At 61.8% G+C, this 18,466-nt stretch carries 14 protein-coding genes; 6 read left to right on the forward strand and 8 right to left on the reverse strand.

The genetic code is table 11. The features are described 5' to 3' along the window. Window positions 1-39: 39 nt before the first annotated feature. The 5 genes from aroB to hemE all read left to right on the forward strand — a co-directional run bounded on the left by aroB (window position 40) and on the right by hemE (window position 10,307). The gene (gene aroB, locus AC0J41_RS00265) at window positions 40-1,140 is read left to right on the forward strand and encodes a 3-dehydroquinate synthase (protein WP_473014250.1); all 1,101 of its coding nucleotides are present in this window, start codon (window positions 40-42) and stop codon (window positions 1,138-1,140) included. Between the two features lie 10 nt (window positions 1,141-1,150). Beyond that, a complete protein-coding gene (locus AC0J41_RS00270) occupies window positions 1,151-2,737 on the forward strand; it encodes an AAA family ATPase (RefSeq protein ID WP_025110259.1) in 1,587 nt (528 codons plus the stop codon). Window positions 2,738-3,087: 350 nt separating this feature from the next. After that, entirely contained in the window at window positions 3,088-7,533 is a 4,446-nt protein-coding gene (gene gltB, locus AC0J41_RS00275) for a glutamate synthase large subunit (RefSeq protein ID WP_473014251.1), read from the forward strand. Between the two features lie 33 nt (window positions 7,534-7,566). After that, a complete protein-coding gene (locus AC0J41_RS00280) occupies window positions 7,567-8,985 on the forward strand; it encodes an FAD-dependent oxidoreductase (RefSeq protein ID WP_007909438.1) in 1,419 nt (472 codons plus the stop codon). Window positions 8,986-9,239: 254 nt separating this feature from the next. Further along, on the forward strand, window positions 9,240-10,307 hold the full coding sequence (gene hemE / locus AC0J41_RS00285) for a uroporphyrinogen decarboxylase (RefSeq protein WP_083367241.1): 1,068 nt from the start codon (window positions 9,240-9,242) through the stop codon (window positions 10,305-10,307). A gap of 175 nt (window positions 10,308-10,482) precedes the next feature. Here hemE and AC0J41_RS00290 read toward each other — a convergent pair whose 3' ends face one another. Continuing rightward, window positions 10,483-11,757 (reverse strand): MFS transporter, encoded by a 1,275-nt coding sequence (locus AC0J41_RS00290; protein WP_473014252.1) that lies wholly within the window; start codon window positions 11,755-11,757, stop codon window positions 10,483-10,485. Window positions 11,758-11,875: 118 nt separating this feature from the next. Between AC0J41_RS00290 and AC0J41_RS00295 the strand changes: the two genes are divergently transcribed. Then, on the forward strand, window positions 11,876-12,778 hold the full coding sequence (locus tag AC0J41_RS00295; protein ID WP_025110255.1) for a LysR family transcriptional regulator: 903 nt from the start codon (window positions 11,876-11,878) through the stop codon (window positions 12,776-12,778). Between the two features lie 103 nt (window positions 12,779-12,881). Here AC0J41_RS00295 and AC0J41_RS00300 read toward each other — a convergent pair whose 3' ends face one another. The 7 genes from AC0J41_RS00300 to AC0J41_RS00330 all read right to left on the reverse strand — a co-directional run bounded on the left by AC0J41_RS00300 (window position 12,882) and on the right by AC0J41_RS00330 (window position 18,381). Beyond that, window positions 12,882-13,319 carry an excinuclease gene (locus tag AC0J41_RS00300; RefSeq protein ID WP_473014253.1) on the reverse strand — a complete coding sequence of 146 codons (438 nt, stop codon included), beginning with the start codon at window positions 13,317-13,319 and terminating at the stop codon, window positions 12,882-12,884. A gap of 164 nt (window positions 13,320-13,483) precedes the next feature. Further along, entirely contained in the window at window positions 13,484-14,287 is an 804-nt protein-coding gene (locus tag AC0J41_RS00305; protein WP_025110253.1) for a hypothetical protein, read from the reverse strand. Window positions 14,288-14,312: 25 nt separating this feature from the next. Beyond that, entirely contained in the window at window positions 14,313-15,539 is a 1,227-nt protein-coding gene (locus AC0J41_RS00310) for a beta-ketoacyl-ACP synthase (protein WP_025110252.1), read from the reverse strand. Continuing rightward, window positions 15,539-16,267: a 3-oxoacyl-ACP reductase FabG gene (fabG, locus tag AC0J41_RS00315; protein WP_025110251.1), complete on the reverse strand. Its 729-nt coding sequence runs from the start codon at window positions 16,265-16,267 to the stop codon at window positions 15,539-15,541. The genes AC0J41_RS00310 and fabG overlap by 1 nt, the downstream gene beginning before the upstream one ends. Then, a complete protein-coding gene (locus tag AC0J41_RS00320; RefSeq protein ID WP_473014254.1) occupies window positions 16,260-16,724 on the reverse strand; it encodes a hotdog family protein in 465 nt (154 codons plus the stop codon). Before AC0J41_RS00320 ends, fabG begins: the two co-directional genes overlap by 8 nt. Beyond that, window positions 16,721-17,917, reverse strand: a complete 1,197-nt coding sequence (locus tag AC0J41_RS00325; protein WP_473014255.1) for a beta-ketoacyl-[acyl-carrier-protein] synthase family protein — start codon at window positions 17,915-17,917, stop codon at window positions 16,721-16,723. Before AC0J41_RS00325 ends, AC0J41_RS00320 begins: the two co-directional genes overlap by 4 nt. Further along, window positions 17,914-18,381 (reverse strand): hypothetical protein, encoded by a 468-nt coding sequence (locus AC0J41_RS00330; protein ID WP_473014256.1) that lies wholly within the window; start codon window positions 18,379-18,381, stop codon window positions 17,914-17,916. The genes AC0J41_RS00325 and AC0J41_RS00330 overlap by 4 nt, the downstream gene beginning before the upstream one ends. Window positions 18,382-18,466 lie beyond the last annotated feature (85 nt).

The following is an 18,466-nucleotide window of genomic DNA, read 5'->3' on the forward strand; positions in this document are numbered from 1 at the left end:
AAGGCAGGACGCCTGCTTCCATCTTCACTGTGGGGACACATGCAGACACTCAAGGTCGATCTAGGCGAGCGCAGCTACCCGATTCATATTGGCGAAGGTTTGTTGGATCAGCCTGAGCTGCTGGCGCCGCATATCCACGGGCGGCAGGTGGCAATCATCTCCAACGAGACCGTTGCGCCGCTCTATCTCGAACGTCTGACCAAGAGTCTTGCGCCGTTCTCGGTGATTTCCGTGGTGCTGCCGGACGGCGAAGCCTTCAAGAACTGGGAAACCCTGCAACTGATCTTCGACGGCCTGCTGACAGCCCGTCATGACCGCCGCACCACGATCATCGCCCTCGGTGGCGGGGTCATCGGTGACATGGCCGGTTTCGCCGCCGCGTGCTATCAGCGCGGTGTCGATTTCATCCAGATTCCGACCACGCTGCTGTCCCAGGTCGATTCGTCAGTGGGCGGCAAGACCGGCATCAACCATCCGCTGGGCAAGAACATGGTCGGCGCGTTCTATCAGCCGAACGTGGTGCTGATCGATACCGCGTCCCTGAAAACCCTGCCGGAGCGTGAGCTGTCGGCCGGTCTGGCGGAGGTCATCAAGTACGGCCTGATCTGCGATGAGCCGTTCCTGAGCTGGCTCGAAGACAACGTCGATGCCCTGCGTGCGCTGGACCAGAAAGCCCTGACTTACGCCATCGAGCGCTCCTGCGCAGCCAAGGCTGCGGTGGTCGGCGCCGATGAGAAGGAAACCGGCGTACGCGCCACGCTCAATCTGGGCCACACCTTCGGCCACGCCATCGAGACCCACATGGGCTATGGTGTCTGGTTGCATGGTGAGGCAGTCGCGGCTGGCACCGTGATGGCGTTGGAAATGTCCGCGCGTCTGGGCTGGATCAGCGAGCAGGAGCGTGATCGCGGCATTCGTCTGTTCCAGCGTGCCGGTCTACCGGTAATTCCGCCGGAAGAGATGACCGAAGCCGATTTTCTCGAACATATGGCAATTGATAAAAAAGTGATCGACGGTCGTCTGCGCCTGGTGCTGCTGCGCCGGATGGGCGAAGCGGTGGTGACCGCCGATTATCCGAAAGAGGTTCTACAGGCCACGCTGGGAGCGGATTACCGCGCTCTGGCTCAGCTTAAAGGTTAATAAGATTCCGATGACTAGTTTGCATGCCGACGAGGCGTTCCTCGGCCATTTCCAGTTAAGTCACGACCCTTTCGCTCCGCGGGTGCCGGGCTTCAAATTCTTCCCGGCCCAGCGCAAGCCGGTGCTGGGGCAACTGCATCACCTGGCGCGTTACAGCCAGTTGCTGCTGGTGGTCACCGGTCCGCAAGGCAGCGGCAAGACCCTGCTGCGCCAGGCGCTGGTGGCCAGCACCAACAAACAATCGGTACAGAGCGTTGTGGTGTCGGCTCGCGGTGCAGGCGATGCTGCTGGCATCCTGCGTCAGGTCGCCCAGGCGCTGGACGTGGCGCAGGCCGAGGTCGGCGCGATTCTGGCGCAGGTGGTGCAACTTGCTCTCACCGGTCAGGAAGTCTATCTGCTGGTGGACGACGCCGAGCAGCTCGACGAGTCCGCCCTCGAAGCGCTGATGGCGCTGGGCGCCGGTGCACCGGAAGGTCGTCCGCACGTGTTCCTGTTCGGTGAGTCGTCGCTGATCGCTCAACTGGAGGCGCTGCACCTCGAGGAAGAACGCTTCCACGTCATCGAATTGCAGCCGTACACCGAAGAAGAGACCCGCGAATACCTCGACCAACGGCTCGAAGGTGCGGGCCGGGGTGTAGAACTTTTCACCGCGGATCAGATCTCTGATATTCACGAAAGTGCCGAGGGTTGGCCTGGCAACATCAACCAGGTCGCTCGCGATGCTCTGATCGAAGTCATGATTGCCAGCCGCTCTGCGGTGAAGCGTCCAAGTATGGGGTTCAACATGCCGAAGAAACACGTATTGGCGATTTCCGCCGTCGTTGTGGTCGCGGTCGCCGCCGCCTGGCTGATGCCGGGTCGCAACAAGGCACCAACCACCGGCGCACCTGCCAACGAACAGGCACAACTGCCATTGGGTCAGGGCGCCAAGGGTGGCGCGCCAAACGTCGAGTTCGCCGGCAATACCCAGCCAATGCCGCTGCCGCTGGTCGGCAACTCGCAGCCAGTCATGCGTGGCCCGTTGGCTGAAGCGGCCGGTGGCATCACCGAGGGCGACGATGGGGTGCCGCTGGAAGGCTCCAGCGCTACGCCGCCGACCGTCACCACCTCCGCACCGCCGGCAGGTGTTCCGGCCGGCCCGGCGCCGACCCCGGTTCCGGTGCCTGCCGCCAAGCCGACGCCAGCGCCTACCCAGATCGCTACCGCCAAACCTGCGCCGGCTCCAGTGGCAAAACCTGCTCCTGCGCCGGCCAAGCCCGCTGTAGCAGCCAAACCGGCCGAGAAGCCGGTTACCGTCGCCAAAGCCGCCGGTGGCAGCTGGTACGCCGGTCAGCCGACCAGTAACTACGTGGTGCAGATCCTTGGCACCAGCTCCGAAGCGACCGCGCAGAACTTCGTCAAGGAGCAGGGCGGTGAGTACCGTTATTTCAAGAAAGTCCTCAACGGCAAGCCTCTCTACGTGATCACCTACGGCAACTTCGCCAATCGTGATGCAGCCGTTTCTGCCATCAAGGCCTTGCCAGCGAAGGTTCAGGCTGGTAAACCTTGGCCTCGCACTGTCGCCAGCGTCCAACAGGAACTGGCAACAACTCGCTGAAGATTCGGCGGCCTTACCCAGGCCGCCTCTCCAAGCACCTCAAAATTTCTACAAGTGCGCGCCGCCCCTACGGGCCGCGTGCCTTGTGGTGTCTGCGTCACAGTAGTCTTTGAGTCGTTGCAGTCAGAATTAAAAAAGTTTTGACTAGCACAGCATATCGCTTTAAACCTTTCACAAATGCGACATAGATTTGCGACATTTCGTCGTCAAATTTGTGAGCGTCTGTGTCGCTGTGTACAATGACCACCCTTTTGCCCCCGCTAAGCCGGCGTACGTTCGGCGCGAGATGCAAGTGGTTGAATTGAAAAGAAATTTGCCTCGAAAAGAGGCAGCCTGGTGAGAAAGTGTCTATGAAAGCAGGTCTGTACCAACCAGATGAATTCAAGGATAACTGCGGTTTCGGCCTGATAGCCCATATGCAGGGCGAACCCAGTCATACCCTATTGCAAACGGCCATTGAGGCCCTGACCTGCATGACCCACCGCGGTGGGATTAATGCCGACGGCAAGACCGGTGACGGTTGCGGTCTGCTGATTCAAAAGCCTGATGCCTTCCTGCGCGCCATTGCCCAGGAAACCTTCAGCGTCGAGCTGCCCAAGCAATATGCGGTGGGCATGGTCTTCTTCAACCAGGATCCGGCCAAGGCCGAAGCCGCTCGCGAGAACATGAACCGCGAGATCCTTGCTGAAGGCCTGCAATTGATCGGCTGGCGCAAAGTGCCAATCGACACCAGTGTTCTCGGCCGCCTGGCGCTTGAGCGCCTGCCGCAAATCGAGCAGGTGTACATCGGCGGTGAAGGCCTGAGCGATCAGGACATGGCGGTCAAGCTGTTCAGCGCCCGTCGTCGTTCGTCGGTGGCGAACGCCGCCGATACCGACCACTACATCTGCAGCTTTTCGCACAAGACCATCATCTATAAAGGCCTGATGATGCCGGCCGATCTGGCCGCGTTCTATCCGGACCTGAGTGACGAGCGCCTGCAAACCGCGATCTGCGTGTTTCACCAGCGCTTCTCCACCAACACCCTGCCGAAATGGCCGCTGGCTCAGCCATTCCGCTTCCTCGCCCACAACGGCGAGATCAACACCATCACTGGCAACCGCAACTGGGCGCAGGCCCGCCGGACCAAGTTCACCAACGATCTGATGGATCTGGAAGAACTCGGCCCGCTGGTCAACCGTGTCGGTTCCGACTCCTCGAGCATGGACAACATGCTCGAATTGATGGTCACCGGTGGCATCGACCTGTTCCGCGGTGTGCGGATGATCATTCCGCCGGCATGGCAGAACGTCGAAACCATGGACCCGGATCTGCGTGCGTTCTACGAGTACAACTCGATGCACATGGAGCCGTGGGACGGCCCGGCCGGCGTGGTCATGACCGATGGTCGCTACGCGGTGTGCCTGCTCGACCGTAACGGTCTGCGTCCGGCGCGCTGGGTCACCACCACCAACGGTTTCATCACCCTTGCGTCGGAAATCGGCGTATGGGACTACAAACCCGAGGACGTGATTGCCAAAGGCCGCGTCGGCCCTGGCCAGATCTTCGCCGTGGACACCGAAACCGGGCAGATCCTCGACACCGATGCGATCGACAACCGCCTGAAGTCCCGTCATCCGTACAAGCAATGGCTGCGCAAGAATGCCCTGCGCATCCAGGCGACCATGGAAGACAACGACCACGGTTCGGCGTTTTACGACGTCGATCAGCTCAAGCAATACATGAAGATGTATCAGGTCACGTTCGAAGAGCGCGATCAGGTACTGCGTCCGCTCGGCGAGCAAGGCTACGAGGCCGTGGGCTCGATGGGCGACGACACGCCGATGGCCGTGTTGTCCCAGCGTGTGCGCACGCCGTACGACTACTTCCGCCAGCAGTTCGCGCAGGTCACCAACCCGCCGATCGACCCGTTGCGTGAAGCGATCGTGATGTCGCTGGAAATCTGCCTCGGTGCCGAGCGCAACATCTTCCAGGAGTCGCCGGAACATGCCTCGCGCGTGATCCTCAGCTCGCCGGTCATTTCCCCGGCCAAGTGGCGTTCGCTGATGAACCTCGACCGCCCGGGTTTCGAGCGGCAGATCATCGACCTCAACTACGAGGAAAGTGTTGGTCTGGAAGCGGCGATCCGCAACGTCGCCGATCAGGCTGAAGAGGCCGTGCGTGCCGGTCGGACCCAGATCGTCCTGAGCGACCGCCATATCGCCCCGGGCAAACTGCCGATCCACGCATCCCTGGCCACCGGTGCGGTGCACCACCGCCTGACCGAAAAAGGCCTGCGTTGCGATTCCAACATCCTCGTTGAAACCGCGACCGCCCGTGACCCTCATCACTTCGCGGTGCTGATCGGTTTCGGCGCCTCGGCGGTGTATCCGTTCCTGGCCTACGAAGTGCTGGGCGACCTGATCCGTACCGGTGAAGTGCTGGGCGACCTCTACGAGGTGTTCAAGAACTACCGAAAAGGCATCACCAAGGGTCTGCTGAAGATCCTGTCGAAGATGGGTATTTCGACCATCGCCTCGTACCGCGGTGCACAACTGTTCGAAGCGATCGGCCTGTCCGAAGAAGTCTGCGACCTGAGCTTCCGTGGTGTGCCGAGCCGCATCAAGGGTGCGCGTTTTGTCGACATCGAAGCCGAACAGAAAGCACTGGCTAGCGAAGCCTGGAGTCCGCGCAAGCCGATCCAGCAGGGCGGTCTGCTGAAGTTCGTCCACGGTGGCGAATATCACGCCTACAACCCGGACGTGGTCAACACCCTGCAAGCCGCCGTGCAGCAGGGCGACTACGCCAAGTTCAAGGAATACACCTCGCTGGTGGACAACCGTCCGGTGTCGATGATCCGCGACCTGTTCAAGGTCAAGACCCTCGACAAGCCGCTGGACATCAGTGAAATCGAACCGCTGGAATCGGTGCTCAAGCGTTTCGACTCCGCCGGTATCTCGCTGGGCGCACTGTCGCCGGAAGCTCACGAAGCCTTGGCCGAAGCCATGAACCGCCTCGGTGCGCGTTCCAACTCCGGCGAAGGGGGTGAAGACCCGGCGCGTTACGGCACCATCAAGAGCTCGAAAATCAAGCAGGTCGCGACTGGCCGTTTCGGGGTGACCCCGGAATACCTGGTCAATGCCGAAGTGCTGCAGATCAAGGTCGCGCAAGGCGCCAAGCCGGGCGAGGGCGGGCAACTGCCAGGCGGTAAAGTCAACGGGCTGATCGCCAAGCTGCGTTATGCAGTGCCGGGCGTGACCCTGATTTCGCCACCGCCGCACCACGACATCTACTCGATCGAAGACTTGTCGCAGCTGATTTTCGATCTGAAACAAGTCAACCCGAAGGCGCTGGTTTCGGTGAAGCTGGTTGCAGAAGCAGGCGTCGGCACCATCGCCGCCGGTGTGGCCAAGGCCTATGCGGACTTGATCACTATCTCCGGCTACGACGGTGGTACCGGTGCTTCGCCGCTGACCTCGATCAAATACGCGGGTGCACCGTGGGAACTCGGCCTCGCCGAAACCCACCAGACCCTGCGCGGCAACGACCTGCGCGGCAAAGTCCGGGTGCAGACCGACGGCGGCCTGAAAACCGGCCTCGACGTGATCAAGGCAGCCATCCTCGGCGCTGAAAGCTTCGGTTTCGGTACCGCACCAATGATCGCGCTGGGCTGCAAATACCTGCGTATCTGCCACCTGAACAACTGCGCCACTGGCGTCGCGACTCAGAACGAGAAGCTGCGCAAGGATCACTACATCGGTACCGTCGACATGGTGGTGAATTTCTTCACCTACGTCGCCGAAGAAACCCGCGAGTGGCTGGCCAAGCTCGGCGTGCGTTCCCTCGAAGAACTGATCGGTCGTACCGATCTGCTGGAAATCCTCGAAGGCCAGACCGCCAAGCAGAATCACCTGGATCTGACCCCGCTGCTGGGCAGCGATCACATCCCGGCGGACAAACCGCAATTCTGCGGTGTCGAGCGCAACCCGCCGTTCGACCAGGGCCTGCTGGCCGAGAAAATGGTCGACATGGCGACCTCGGCGATCAACGACCTCAGTGGCGCCGAGTTCGACCTGGACATCTGCAACTGCGACCGCTCGATCGGCGCACGGATCTCTGGCGAAATCGCGCGCAAGCACGGCAACCAGGGTATGGCGAAAGCGCCGATCACCTTCCGGTTCAAGGGCACTGCCGGTCAGAGCTTCGGCGTGTGGAACGCCGGCGGTCTGAACATGTACCTGGAAGGCGACGCCAACGACTACGTCGGCAAGGGCATGACCGGTGGCAAGCTGACCATCGTGCCGCCGAAAGGCAGCGTTTATAAAACTCAGGAAAGCGCCATCATCGGCAACACCTGCCTGTATGGCGCGACGGGCGGCAAGCTGTTCGCCGCCGGCACCGCAGGTGAGCGTTTCGCCGTGCGTAACTCCGGTGCCCACACGGTGGTGGAAGGCACTGGCGATCACTGCTGCGAGTACATGACCGGTGGTTTCGTCTGCGTTCTGGGCAAGACCGGTTACAACTTCGGCTCTGGCATGACCGGTGGTTTTGCCTACGTGCTCGATCAGGACAACACCTTCGTTGACCGGGTCAACCACGAACTGGTGGAAATCCAGCGGATCAGCGGCGAGGCGATGGAAGCCTATCGCAGCCACCTGCAAAACGTGCTGAACGAGTACGTCGCGGAAACCGACAGCGAGTGGGGGCGTGAACTCGCCGAAAACCTCGATGACTATCTGCGCCGTTTCTGGCTGGTCAAGCCCAAGGCTGCCAACCTGAAATCGTTGCTTTCCAGCACTCGTGCCAACCCGCAGTGATATGCGCCTGAAGAGTTTGATGAGGTTTTAACAATGGCTGAACGTCTGAATAACGACTTCCAGTTCATCGATGTCGGGCGCAAGGATCCGAAGAAGAAACTGTTGCGTCAACGCAAGAAAGAGTTCGTCGAAATCTACGAACCGTTCAAACCCCAGCAGTCGGCCGATCAGGCCCACCGCTGCCTGGGTTGCGGCAACCCGTATTGCGAATGGAAGTGCCCGGTGCACAACTTCATTCCCAACTGGCTGAAGCTGGTGGCCGAGGGCAACATCCTCCAGGCCGCCGAGCTGTCGCACCAGACCAATACCCTGCCGGAAGTCTGCGGCCGGGTGTGCCCGCAGGATCGTCTGTGCGAGGGTGCCTGCACCCTTAACGACGGCTTCGGCGCGGTGACCATCGGTTCGGTCGAGAAGTACATCACCGACACCGCGTTCGCCATGGGCTGGCGCCCGGACATGTCCAAGGTCAAACCGACTGGCAAGCGTGTCGCGATCATCGGCGCAGGCCCGGCGGGCCTCGGTTGTGCCGACGTGCTGGTGCGCGGCGGCGTGACCCCGGTGGTGTTCGACAAGAACCCGGAAATCGGCGGTCTGCTGACCTTCGGCATTCCCGAGTTCAAGCTGGAAAAGACCGTGCTGAGCAATCGTCGCGAAGTCTTCACCGGCATGGGTATCGAGTTCCGTCTCAATACCGAAGTCGGCAAAGATGTGACCATGGAGCAACTGCTTGCCGAATACGATGCCGTGTTCATGGGCATGGGCACTTACACCTACATGAAGGGCGGTTTTGCCGGTGAGGACTTGCCGGGCGTTTATGACGCGCTGGACTTCCTGATCGCCAACGTCAATCGCAACCTGGGCTTTGAAAAGTCGCCGGAAGATTTCGTCGACATGAAAGGCAAAAAGGTTGTGGTACTCGGCGGCGGCGACACGGCGATGGACTGCAACCGCACCTCGATTCGCCAGGGCGCCAAGTCGGTGACCTGCGCTTATCGTCGTGACGAAGCGAACATGCCCGGCTCGCGCAAAGAGGTGAAGAACGCCAAGGAAGAAGGCGTGAAATTCCTCTACAACCGCCAGCCGATCGCGATCGTCGGTGAAGACAAGGTCGAAGGCGTGAAGGTGGTCGAGACCCGTCTCGGCGAACCGGACGCCCGTGGCCGTCGCAGCCCCGAGCCGATCCCGGGTTCCGAAGAGATCATCCCGGCTGACGCCGTGGTTATCGCGTTCGGTTTCCGTCCGAGCCCGGCGCCGTGGTTCGAACAGTTCGAGATCCAGACCGACAGCCAGGGCCGTGTCGTGGCGCCTGAGCAAGGTCAGTACAAGCACCAGACCAGCAACCCGAAAATCTTCGCCGGTGGTGACATGGTGCGCGGTTCCGACCTGGTGGTGACGGCGATCTTCGAAGGCCGCAATGCGGCTGAAGGGATCCTCGATTACCTGGGGGTCTGATCACTTTCCGGCCTTGGAATGCGATAAAACTGTGGGAGCGGGCTTGCTCGCGAATGCTTTGTATCAGTCACCTGATGTATTGACTGACACACTGCCTTCGCGAGCAAGCCCGCTCCCACATTGGTTTCCGGGTGTTGCTGAAATCCGCGTGTTCATTGCGATAAATTGACCCGATAGACAAAAGGCTGACCTGTATCCGTGCCTTTTGCCTCGCGCTCTGAGAAAATGCCCGCACTTTTTTTCCGGATGCCGACATGACTGCCCTGAAGAACGACCGTTTCCTTCGCGCCCTGCTCAAGCAACCCGTTGACGTCACCCCGGTGTGGATGATGCGCCAGGCCGGCCGCTACTTGCCGGAATACCGCGCCAGCCGTGCCCACGCCGGTGATTTCATGAGCCTGTGCATGAATCCGGAGTTCGCCTGCGAAGTCACGTTGCAACCGCTCGACCGCTATCCGCAACTGGACGCGGCGATCCTGTTTTCCGACATCCTCACCATTCCCGATGCCATGGGCCAGGGCCTGTACTTCGAGACCGGTGAAGGTCCGCGCTTCAAGAAAGTCGTCAGCACTCTGGCGGATATCGAAGCCCTGCCGATCCCTGATCCGCACAAGGATCTGGGTTACGTGATGGACGCGGTCAGCACCATCCGCCGCGAGCTGAACGGTCGTGTGCCGCTGATCGGTTTCTCCGGCAGTCCATGGACTCTGGCGACGTACATGGTCGAAGGCGGTTCGTCGAAAGACTTCCGCAAGACCAAGGCGATGCTCTACGACAACCCGCAAGCCATGCACCTGCTGCTGGACAAGCTGGCGCAGTCGGTGACCTCGTACCTCAACGGCCAGATCATGGCTGGCGCACAAGCGGTGCAGATTTTCGATACCTGGGGCGGCAACCTGTCGGCGGCGGCGTATCAGGAATTCTCGCTGGCCTACATGAAGAAAATCGTCAGCGGCCTGATCCGCGAGCACGACGGGCGCAAGGTGCCGGTGATCCTGTTCACCAAAAACGGCGGCCTGTGGCTGGAAAGCATCGCCGAGGCTGGCGCCGACGCACTGGGCCTGGACTGGACCTGCGACATCGGCAACGCCCGCGCCCGCGTTGGCGACAAGGTGGCGCTGCAAGGCAACATGGACCCGACCGTGCTCTACGCCAAACCTGAAGCGATCCGCACTGAAGTGGGTCGCATTCTGGCCAGCTACGGCAAGGGCAGCGGCCACGTGTTCAACCTTGGCCACGGCATCACCCCTGAGGTTGATCCGGAACACGCCGGCGCGTTCCTGCGTGCGGTGCACGAGTTGTCGGCGCAGTATCACGAGTGATCGCCACACAATGAAAAACGCCCGGCTATGCCGGGCGTTTTTGTTTGCACGATCTGGGGCCGAAAACAGATCAACTGTGGGAGAGGGCTTGCTCCCGAAGGCGGTGGTTCAGCACCATCTTCATTGACTGTCTCACCGCATTCGGGAGCAAGCCCCCTCCCACAGGGGATTTTTGTCAGGCTTTGACTCCGCCGAGCGGCGGTAACTTCGCCAGTTTCAATGCCACCAGCAGCGCCACCAGCAACAGCGCTCCAATGAACAGGCCAATCCCGTTCCAGCCGCCCAGATGCCAGAACACTCCACCCGCCGTACCGGCAATACTGGAACCTGCGTAATAGCTGAACAGATACAACGATGAGGCCTGCCCCTTGGCCTTGGTCGCGCGCCGGCCGATCCAGCTGCTCGCTACCGAATGTGCACCAAAGAAGCCGAAGGTGAAGATCAGCATGCCGACGATCACCAGCAGCAGCGGCGTAAACATCGTCAGCGCAAGGCCGGCAAACATCAGTGCAATGGTGGCCCACAACACCTTGCGTCGCCCCAGTTTGTCCGCCAGCGAACCGATCTTCGCCGAACTGTAGATACCCGACAGGTACACCACCGACAGCAGGCCGACAAACACCTGATCAAGGTTGTACGGCGCCGCCAGCAGGCGATAACCGATGTAGTTGAACAAGGTGACGAACGCTCCCATCAGCACGAACGCTTCAAGAAACAGCAGCGGCAGACCGGCATCGCGAAAGTGCATGGTGAAGCCATCGAGCAGGCTGCGCGGGTGCAGCGAGCGCGAGCGGAAATTGCGCGACTCGGGAAGGATCTTCCAGAACACCGCTGCCGCGATCAGCGCCAGACCGCCGATCACCAGCATCGCCGTGTGCCAGCTGACAAAGTCGATCAGCACGCCGGTGATCAAGCGCCCGCTCATCCCGCCAATGGCGTTGCCGCCGATGTACAGGCCCATCGCCAGACCGATGTGCTGCGGGTGGATCTCCTCGCTCAAATAAGTCATTGCCACCGCCGCCAGGCCACTCAACGACAGCCCGATCAACGCGCGCATGATCAGCACACCGTGCCAGCTCGGCATCATCGTACTGGCGATGGTGCACAGGGCCGCAGCGAACAGCGCCGCGACCATCACCGGTTTGCGCCCGATGCGGTCGGAAATCGGCCCGGTGATCAACAGCCCGAAGGCCAGCATGCCGGTTGCCACGGAGAGGATCAGGCTGCTCTGCGCCGCGTTGATCCCGTATTCGTGAGACAGCAGCGGCATCATCGGCTGCACGCAGTACAACAGGGCAAAGGTCGCGAAGCCGCCGCTGAACAAGGCCAGCACTGTGCGCATGAACATCGGCGTGCCTTTTTCGATGTAGATCTCTTGCAGCTCGGCGATCACATCGTCCGCAGCAGCAGGCGGGACTTCATGGGCAAGGGGCGCGACAGCTGTTTTCACTTCAGACCTCGGGGGGCACGGCCAGGCAGGCAATGAAAAAATCATATAGCTGGCTAATGTTTCTATCCAATATATTGTTCGACCTGTTTGATAGCTTTAACGACCTAATGGGGTGTCCATGGAATTGCGTCACTTGCGCTACTTCATCGCCGTCGCCGAAGAACTGCATTTCGGCCGCGCCGCACAGGTGCTGGGCATCTCCCAGCCACCGTTGAGCCAGCAGATTCAGGCACTGGAGCAAGAGGTGGGCGCACGGTTGTTTGAACGTACCAATCGTCGGGTTGAACTGAGCGAGGCCGGCCGATTGTTTCTGGAAGAGGCGCGGCTGGTGCTGGCGCAGGTCGACAAGGCTGCAGATGTCGCCCGGCGTGCGCAACTGGGTGAGCTGGGCGAATTGAAGATTGGCTTCACCTCGTCGGCGCCGTTCAACTCGACCATTCCCCAGGCGATCTTTGCCTTTCGCCAGCGTTTCCCGGCGGTGCACCTGAACCTGCGCGAAATGAGCAGCACCATGGTGGCGGATGCATTGGTGGATGAGTCGATCGAAGTCGGCATCATGCGTCCGCTGGGCTTGCCGGATTCGCTCAGCGTGGTCGAGTTGATGCGCGAGCCGCTGGTCGCTGTGCTCAGTGCCAAGCATCCGCTGGCGCAGGGCTCGGAGGAGGGCCTGTTCCTTGCGGCGCTGGCCCACGAGCCATTTGTGTTCTTCCCGCGCAGCTACGGCAGCGGTTTGTATGCGCAATTGCTGAGCCTGGCGCGTGATGCCGGGTTCAGCCCGCACTTTGCCCAGGAGGCTGGGGAGGCGATGACCATCATCGGTCTGGTGGCGGCGGGTTTGGGTGTTTCGGTGATGCCGGCCTCGTATCAGCGGATGCGCATCGACGGCGTGGTCTATCGGCCGTTGCTGGATCCCGAAGCGGTGACGGCGGTGTGGCTGGTGCAGCGCAAGGATCAGAAATCGCCGATGGCCAAGGCGTTTGTCGAGTTGCTCACGCGCAAGGTCGAACCCTCAAAGGCGTGACTGCTGCGCAGTCAAATCGCGAGCAGGCTCGCTCCCACAGGGGAATGCATTTCAGGGTGGGAGCGGGCTTGCTCGCGAAGGTGTCCGCTCAAGCACCACATTTTCAGGGCAACCGCACCAGATCCCCTTTCAACGCCACCCGCGTCACGAATATCCCCGCCCGGCACTCATAGGTATTCAAATCCTTGCGCACATGCTGGTCGTAATAACTGACGATATTGACCACCGCATTCGCTCCGACCCGTTTGGCATCGGCCTGCAACTTGATCAGGTTCGACTGCAACACCCGCTCGCAGGAATCGTGGTCGCTCTTGTTGAAGCCGTTGGTGCTCAGATCGCTGACCACGTCCCGGCGCAACAAGCGCTGCGTGCCCTGCGGCCCATTGCCGACCAGATAGAACTTCACACTGCCATCCAGCCGACCGGCGCGAATCGCGTCCGAGAGTACGGTCTCGAACGGCATGTACATCAGATTGGTGGCGTGGCTGGCGCTGGGCAAAAGCCCAAGGAGTGTGGCGGCAATCATGGCTTTCACGTGCATGGTCATCTCCTTGACGGTGAAAGAGAACCGCGAGTGCTCGAGCGATGGGGCTCGCCGTTCTGACAGGCGTAGCGTGAAGGGCTGTATGAGCCAGTGTAGTGCCGAATGAAAAAAGGGCGCCAAATGGCGCCCTTTTTATGGCTGCAGGATGCAGGTCAAGCCGTTCAGTCGACGTGAGCGAGGTCACCTCGCAACGCTACGCTCGACACCACCAGCCCGGCACGGCACTGAAACTTTTCGGTGTCTTTGTACAGGTCGCGCTGGTCGACGCTGGCGATATTGATCACGGCGTTGGCGTCGGCTTTTTTCGCGGCGTTCTGCAGGGTCGCGAGGGCCGATTGCAGGGCCCAGTAGCAGGCGTCGGCATCGGATTTGTTCGAGCCGTTGGTCTTGCGGCTGCTGCTCACGGTGTCGAGTGTGCGCACCTGTTTGGGCAGGGTTTCGCCGGCCAGGTAGAACTTCACGCTGCCGTCCAGCAGGCCGGCGTCGGTGGCGCGTTTGACGCCTTCGCGAAAGCTCAGGTAGGTCGGCTCGTCGGCGCCTTGCTTGACGATGCCCAGGTCGTTGACGAACTCGATATCCGGGTTGATCGACAGTTCCTTGAGCACGTTGTCACGCAGGCGGTTGACCCAGCGGTTGTAGTTGCCGTGGATCTTGCCGTCCTTGGCGTCCAGGCCATAGCTGCTGCGGTAGTCGATTTCGAACGAGGTCGGGCTGAACGGGATGTCGACTTCGGCGTGGTGACGGCCGCGTACGGTGATCGCTGCCTTGATCATGCCCGGGCGCACCGATTGCACGACCCACTGGCGGTCGTTGAGCGCAGTGACGATGGCGCGGCTCATCTGTTGCTGGGTAAAGCCGAGGTTGGGCGAGAATTGTTCCTTGGCGTTGTACACCGGTTTGCTGGTGCAACCGCCGAGCACAAAGGCCAGGGCCAACAGGGCGGCGATGCGGTGAAACTGAGTCATTCCCTTCACTCCAAACGTATTGCGGTCAGTGCCAGCGGCGGAAAATCAACGAGGTGTTGACGCCACCAAAAGCGAAATTGTTGTTCATCACGTACTCGTGATGCATCTGGCGGAATTCGCCGCGCAGGTAGTCGAGTTTGCCGCAGTGCGGATCGACCTCGTCGAGGTTGAGCGTGTGCACGTACACATCGCGGTTGAGCATTTCGATGCTGAACCACGACTCCAGCGCGCCGCAGGCCCCGAGCGTGTGGCCGAGGAAACTCTTCTGCGAGCTGATCGGCATGCGTTCGCCGAACAAGCTGCTGGTTGCCAGTGTTTCGGCAATGTCGCCCTGTTCTGTAGCGGTGCCGTGACCATTTACGTAACCGATTGCATCCGGGGTGAGCCCGGCGTCTTCCAGCGCCAGTTCCATGGCACGGCGCATGGTGATCTGCTCGGGGCGGGTGGTGTGCTGGCCGTCGGCGTTGCTGCCGAAACCGACGATTTCGGCATGGATCCGCGCACCGCGCGCCAAGGCGTGTTCCAGCTCTTCAAGCACCAGCATGCCGCCGCCCTCACCGATCACCAGGCCGTCGCGGCCCTTGTCGTACGGGCGTGGGCTGGTCTGCGGCGCGTCGTTTTTCAGGCTGGTGGCGTAGAGTGCGTCGAAGACCATCGCCTCGGTCGGGCACAGTTCTTCGGCGCCGCCGGCGAGCATTAGCGGCAGGCGTCCGAACTTGATCGCCTCGTAGGCGTAGCCGATGCCCTGGCTGCCACTGGTGCAGGCGCTGGACGTCGGGATCAGGCGCCCGGTGAGGCCGAAGAAAATGCTGATGTTGGCGGCGGTGGTGTGCGGCATCATCCGCACGTAGGAGTTGGCGTTGAGGCCCTCGGCCACCGAGTTGAGCAGCATGTTGCCGAACGCCTTGATCTCGTCGGTGCTGCCGGTGGACGAGCCGCAGGCCACGCCCATGCGCCCGTCCTTGATCGTTTCGTCGCCAAGCAGGCCGGCATCCGCCAGTGCCTGTTCTGCCGCGCCGACTGCCAGGCGCGACACGCGGCCCATGCTGCGCAATTGCTTGCGTGTCCAGTGCGCGGGTACGACGAAGTCATCGATCGGGCCGGCCAGACGGGTGTTGAGTTCGCTGAAGCGATCCCACTCGTCCATCCGGCGGATGCCGCTGCGGTTGGCCGCGAAGTTGCCGGCGATGGTCTGCCAGTCGCTGCCCAGCGAGGTGATGCCGGCCATGCCGGTGACGACGACGCGCTTCATCAGCACAAGCCTCCGTTGACCGCCAGCACCTGGCGGGTGATGTACGAGGCTTCCGCCGACATCAGGAAATTCACCGCAGAGGCCACCTCTTCCGGGGTGCCCATGCGTTGTGCGGGGATCATCTTCATCAGTTCTTCCACCGGCACGTTTTCATCCAGCATCGCCGTGTCGATCAGGCCCGGCGCGACGCAGTTAACCGTGATTTTGCGCTTGCCCAGCTCGATCGCCAACGCTTTCGCAGCGCCAATCACACCGGCCTTTGAGGCGCTGTAGTTGACCTGGCCTCGATTGCCGATCAAGCCCGATACCGAGGTGATGCAGACGATCCGACCGGCGGCGCGACGACGGATCATCGGCATCATCACCGGGTGCAGGACGTTGTAGAAACCGTCAAGGTTGGTGCGCAGCACCACGTCCCAATCGTCATCGCTCAGCGCCGGAAAGGCACCGTCGCGGGTCAGCCCGGCGTTGAGCACCACGCCGTAATAGGCGCCGTGGGTTTCAACGTCGGCTTCGAGGATGGTTTTGCAGGTTTCGCGGTCGGCGACATCAAATTGCAGAATGCGCGCGTTGCGGCCCAACGCTTCGATCTCGGTCTGCACCGCTTGGGCTTCGGCCACGCCGCTGCGGCAATGCAGGACGATGTCGTGCCCGGCCTGTGCCAGGCGTAGGGCAATGGCGCGGCCGATGCCACGGCTGGAGCCGGTGACCAGTACGGATTCAGTCATCGTTCGACTCCCGGTTTTGTTCAAGATATTGGGATGGCTGGGGCGGGCGGAACACATTCAAGCGCGCACTGGCTTCGATGCCGGGCCCGTGGATGTGGCATTCGAACACGCCCATGCCGTTGTCGTCTTCCAGCGAGCGGATGCCATGGATGGTCAGTTCGCTGCCGGCGGGGAAAGCCTCGACGTTGCACTCGAATTTACGTGTGCCGAGCAGGAAACCCAGCTCCACCGGATTGCCTTTGTGCCGCGCGTGGCAACCGGCGAACGCGGCGACGCTTTGCGCCATCAGCTCTACGCCGACCCACGCCGGCAGGCTGCCGTCGGGCAGGTTGAACAAGCCGTTGGGCTTGACCGTGAGACAGGTGTGGATCTGTTCTTCGTCGAAACCGAGGACGCGGTCGATCAGAATCATGTCGCCAGCGTGGGGCAGCAATTCGGCGAGCGGCCAGTCAGTCATGGGGCGTCTCCGATAATCAGGCTGACGTTGTTGCCCCCGAAGGCAAACGAGTTGCTCATCAGGTAGCGCGGTGCAATGGACGACAGGTGTGTGTTCGCGGTCACCCAGTTCAGGGCTGGCAGGTCGGGATCGGGCTGAGCGTCCCAGACGTGCGGCGGCAAGGCCTGTTGCGGATTGTCGGCGCTCAGGCTCAGCCAGCAGAACGCCGCTTCCAGTGCACCGGCAGCGCCGAGGGTATGGCCGGTCATCGGCTTGGTCAACGAGCAGGCCACGCCGTCGGGGAACAGCGTGGCGACCGCCAGACTTTCCATCGCGTCGTTGTGCTGGGTCGCCGTGCCGTGCAGGTTCAGGTAATGGATTTGCGCAGCGTGCAGCTGTGCGCGGCTCAGGGCTTTGTGCATCGCTTGCAGGGCGCCGCGGCCGCTCGGTTCCGGGGCGGAAATATGGTGCGCGTCGGAGCTGGCCCCAGCGCCGAGCAGGGCGATGGCCGGCCCCTCGCCGCGCTGCTTGCTCATCAGGAACAGCACCGCCGCTTCGCCGATGTTGATGCCGTTGCGGTTGGCCGAGAACGGATTGCAGCGCTCGTCGGACACCGCCTCCAGCGCGCTGAAACCGTTGAGTGTCAGCTTGCACAGGCTGTCGACCCCGCCGCACAGCACGGCATCGCACAGGCCCAGATCGAGCAGGCGCTGCGCGCTCATCAGCGCCCGGGCGCTGGAGGTGCAGGCGGTGGAGATCACGTAGGCCGGGCCGCTGAGTTGCAGCCAGTCGGCCAGAAAATTCGCCGGGGCGCCGAGTTCCTGCTGACGGTAATCGTATTCGGCGGGGAACTGCTGTTCGCGAAGGTAGTGCGCCAGACCACGGCTGGCTTCGTCGATGCCCGAAGTGCTGGTGCCGAGCACCACGCCGATGCGCTCGCGACCAAAGGTCTGGATCGCTTGGTCGATGTCAGCGCGAATCTGCAGCGCGGCTTCCAGCAGCAGTTGATTGTTGCGGCTGCTCTGGTCGGCCAGTTCGGCTGGAATGGCCGCCAGCTCAGCGTGCACCGCCGCCACGGGCAACTCACGCCCGGCGACCCAGCCGCACTCGTGGCGCATGCCCGAGCAATCACCGGCAAACAGGTTGTGCGCGACTTGTTGCTTGTCGCGGCCCAGCGCGCAGATCACGCCGAGGGCATTGAGGTAGGCAGTCATGGCGTCGGCTCACCGAGGGGAGAAACCCGATAGTGCGGGCCTTGGGGCAGGTTCAATTCGAAGCTCAACGGTTGTGCATAACGAATGGCCCAGCGCGGCGGCAGCGAGCGTTGCCCGGCCTGTTGCTGCGCGGCGGGATAATTGCGCAGCAGCTCGCCGGACGGCGTCAGGGCGAACAGCAAAGCGGCAAACAGCTCCCGGGCTTCCGGATTGGGCGGCAGCAGCCCGTCGGCCTGCCAGTGCCCATCGACCAGTTGCTGACGGGCCTGGGGAATGCCCAGCGGGTCCATCATCGACCAGCGGATGCCGGGGCCTTCGCGCTGAATCACCAGAAGCCAGTCCTGACGTTGGTCGGCTTGTTGCCGTTCGATGTGCAACTGCAGCGGCAGCGGTAGAGTCGGACTGCTCGCGGGTAGCGGAGCCTGGCTGGCGCAGGCACTGAGCAACAGGGCAGATATCACCATTACCAGCCACACCCCAAACCCTGTGGGAGCGGGCTTGCTCGCGAAGGCGTCGGCACGTCCGGCATCAATGCAAGCTGACCCACCG

It is taken from the genome of Pseudomonas sp. Arb-4-2C, from assembly GCF_055755015.1.

What these genes read in the sequence shown, in the direction of transcription:
- aroB (WP_473014250.1), top strand. Translation starts at nt 40, where the DNA reads ATGCAGACACTCAAGGTCGATCTAGGCGAGCGCAGCTACCCGATTCAT.
- AC0J41_RS00270 (WP_025110259.1), top strand. Translation starts at nt 1,151, where the DNA reads ATGACTAGTTTGCATGCCGACGAGGCGTTCCTCGGCCATTTCCAGTTA.
- gltB (WP_473014251.1), top strand. Translation starts at nt 3,088, where the DNA reads ATGAAAGCAGGTCTGTACCAACCAGATGAATTCAAGGATAACTGCGGT.
- AC0J41_RS00280 (WP_007909438.1), top strand. Translation starts at nt 7,567, where the DNA reads ATGGCTGAACGTCTGAATAACGACTTCCAGTTCATCGATGTCGGGCGC.
- hemE (WP_083367241.1), top strand. Translation starts at nt 9,240, where the DNA reads ATGACTGCCCTGAAGAACGACCGTTTCCTTCGCGCCCTGCTCAAGCAA.
- AC0J41_RS00295 (WP_025110255.1), top strand. Translation starts at nt 11,876, where the DNA reads ATGGAATTGCGTCACTTGCGCTACTTCATCGCCGTCGCCGAAGAACTG.
- AC0J41_RS00300 (WP_473014253.1), bottom strand. Translation starts at nt 13,319, where the DNA reads ATGCACGTGAAAGCCATGATTGCCGCCACACTCCTTGGGCTTTTGCCC.
- AC0J41_RS00305 (WP_025110253.1), bottom strand. Translation starts at nt 14,287, where the DNA reads ATGACTCAGTTTCACCGCATCGCCGCCCTGTTGGCCCTGGCCTTTGTG.
- AC0J41_RS00310 (WP_025110252.1), bottom strand. Translation starts at nt 15,539, where the DNA reads ATGAAGCGCGTCGTCGTCACCGGCATGGCCGGCATCACCTCGCTGGGC.
- fabG (WP_025110251.1), bottom strand. Translation starts at nt 16,267, where the DNA reads ATGACTGAATCCGTACTGGTCACCGGCTCCAGCCGTGGCATCGGCCGC.
- AC0J41_RS00320 (WP_473014254.1), bottom strand. Translation starts at nt 16,724, where the DNA reads ATGACTGACTGGCCGCTCGCCGAATTGCTGCCCCACGCTGGCGACATG.
- AC0J41_RS00325 (WP_473014255.1), bottom strand. Translation starts at nt 17,917, where the DNA reads ATGACTGCCTACCTCAATGCCCTCGGCGTGATCTGCGCGCTGGGCCGC.
- AC0J41_RS00330 (WP_473014256.1), bottom strand. Translation starts at nt 18,381, where the DNA reads ATGGTGATATCTGCCCTGTTGCTCAGTGCCTGCGCCAGCCAGGCTCCG.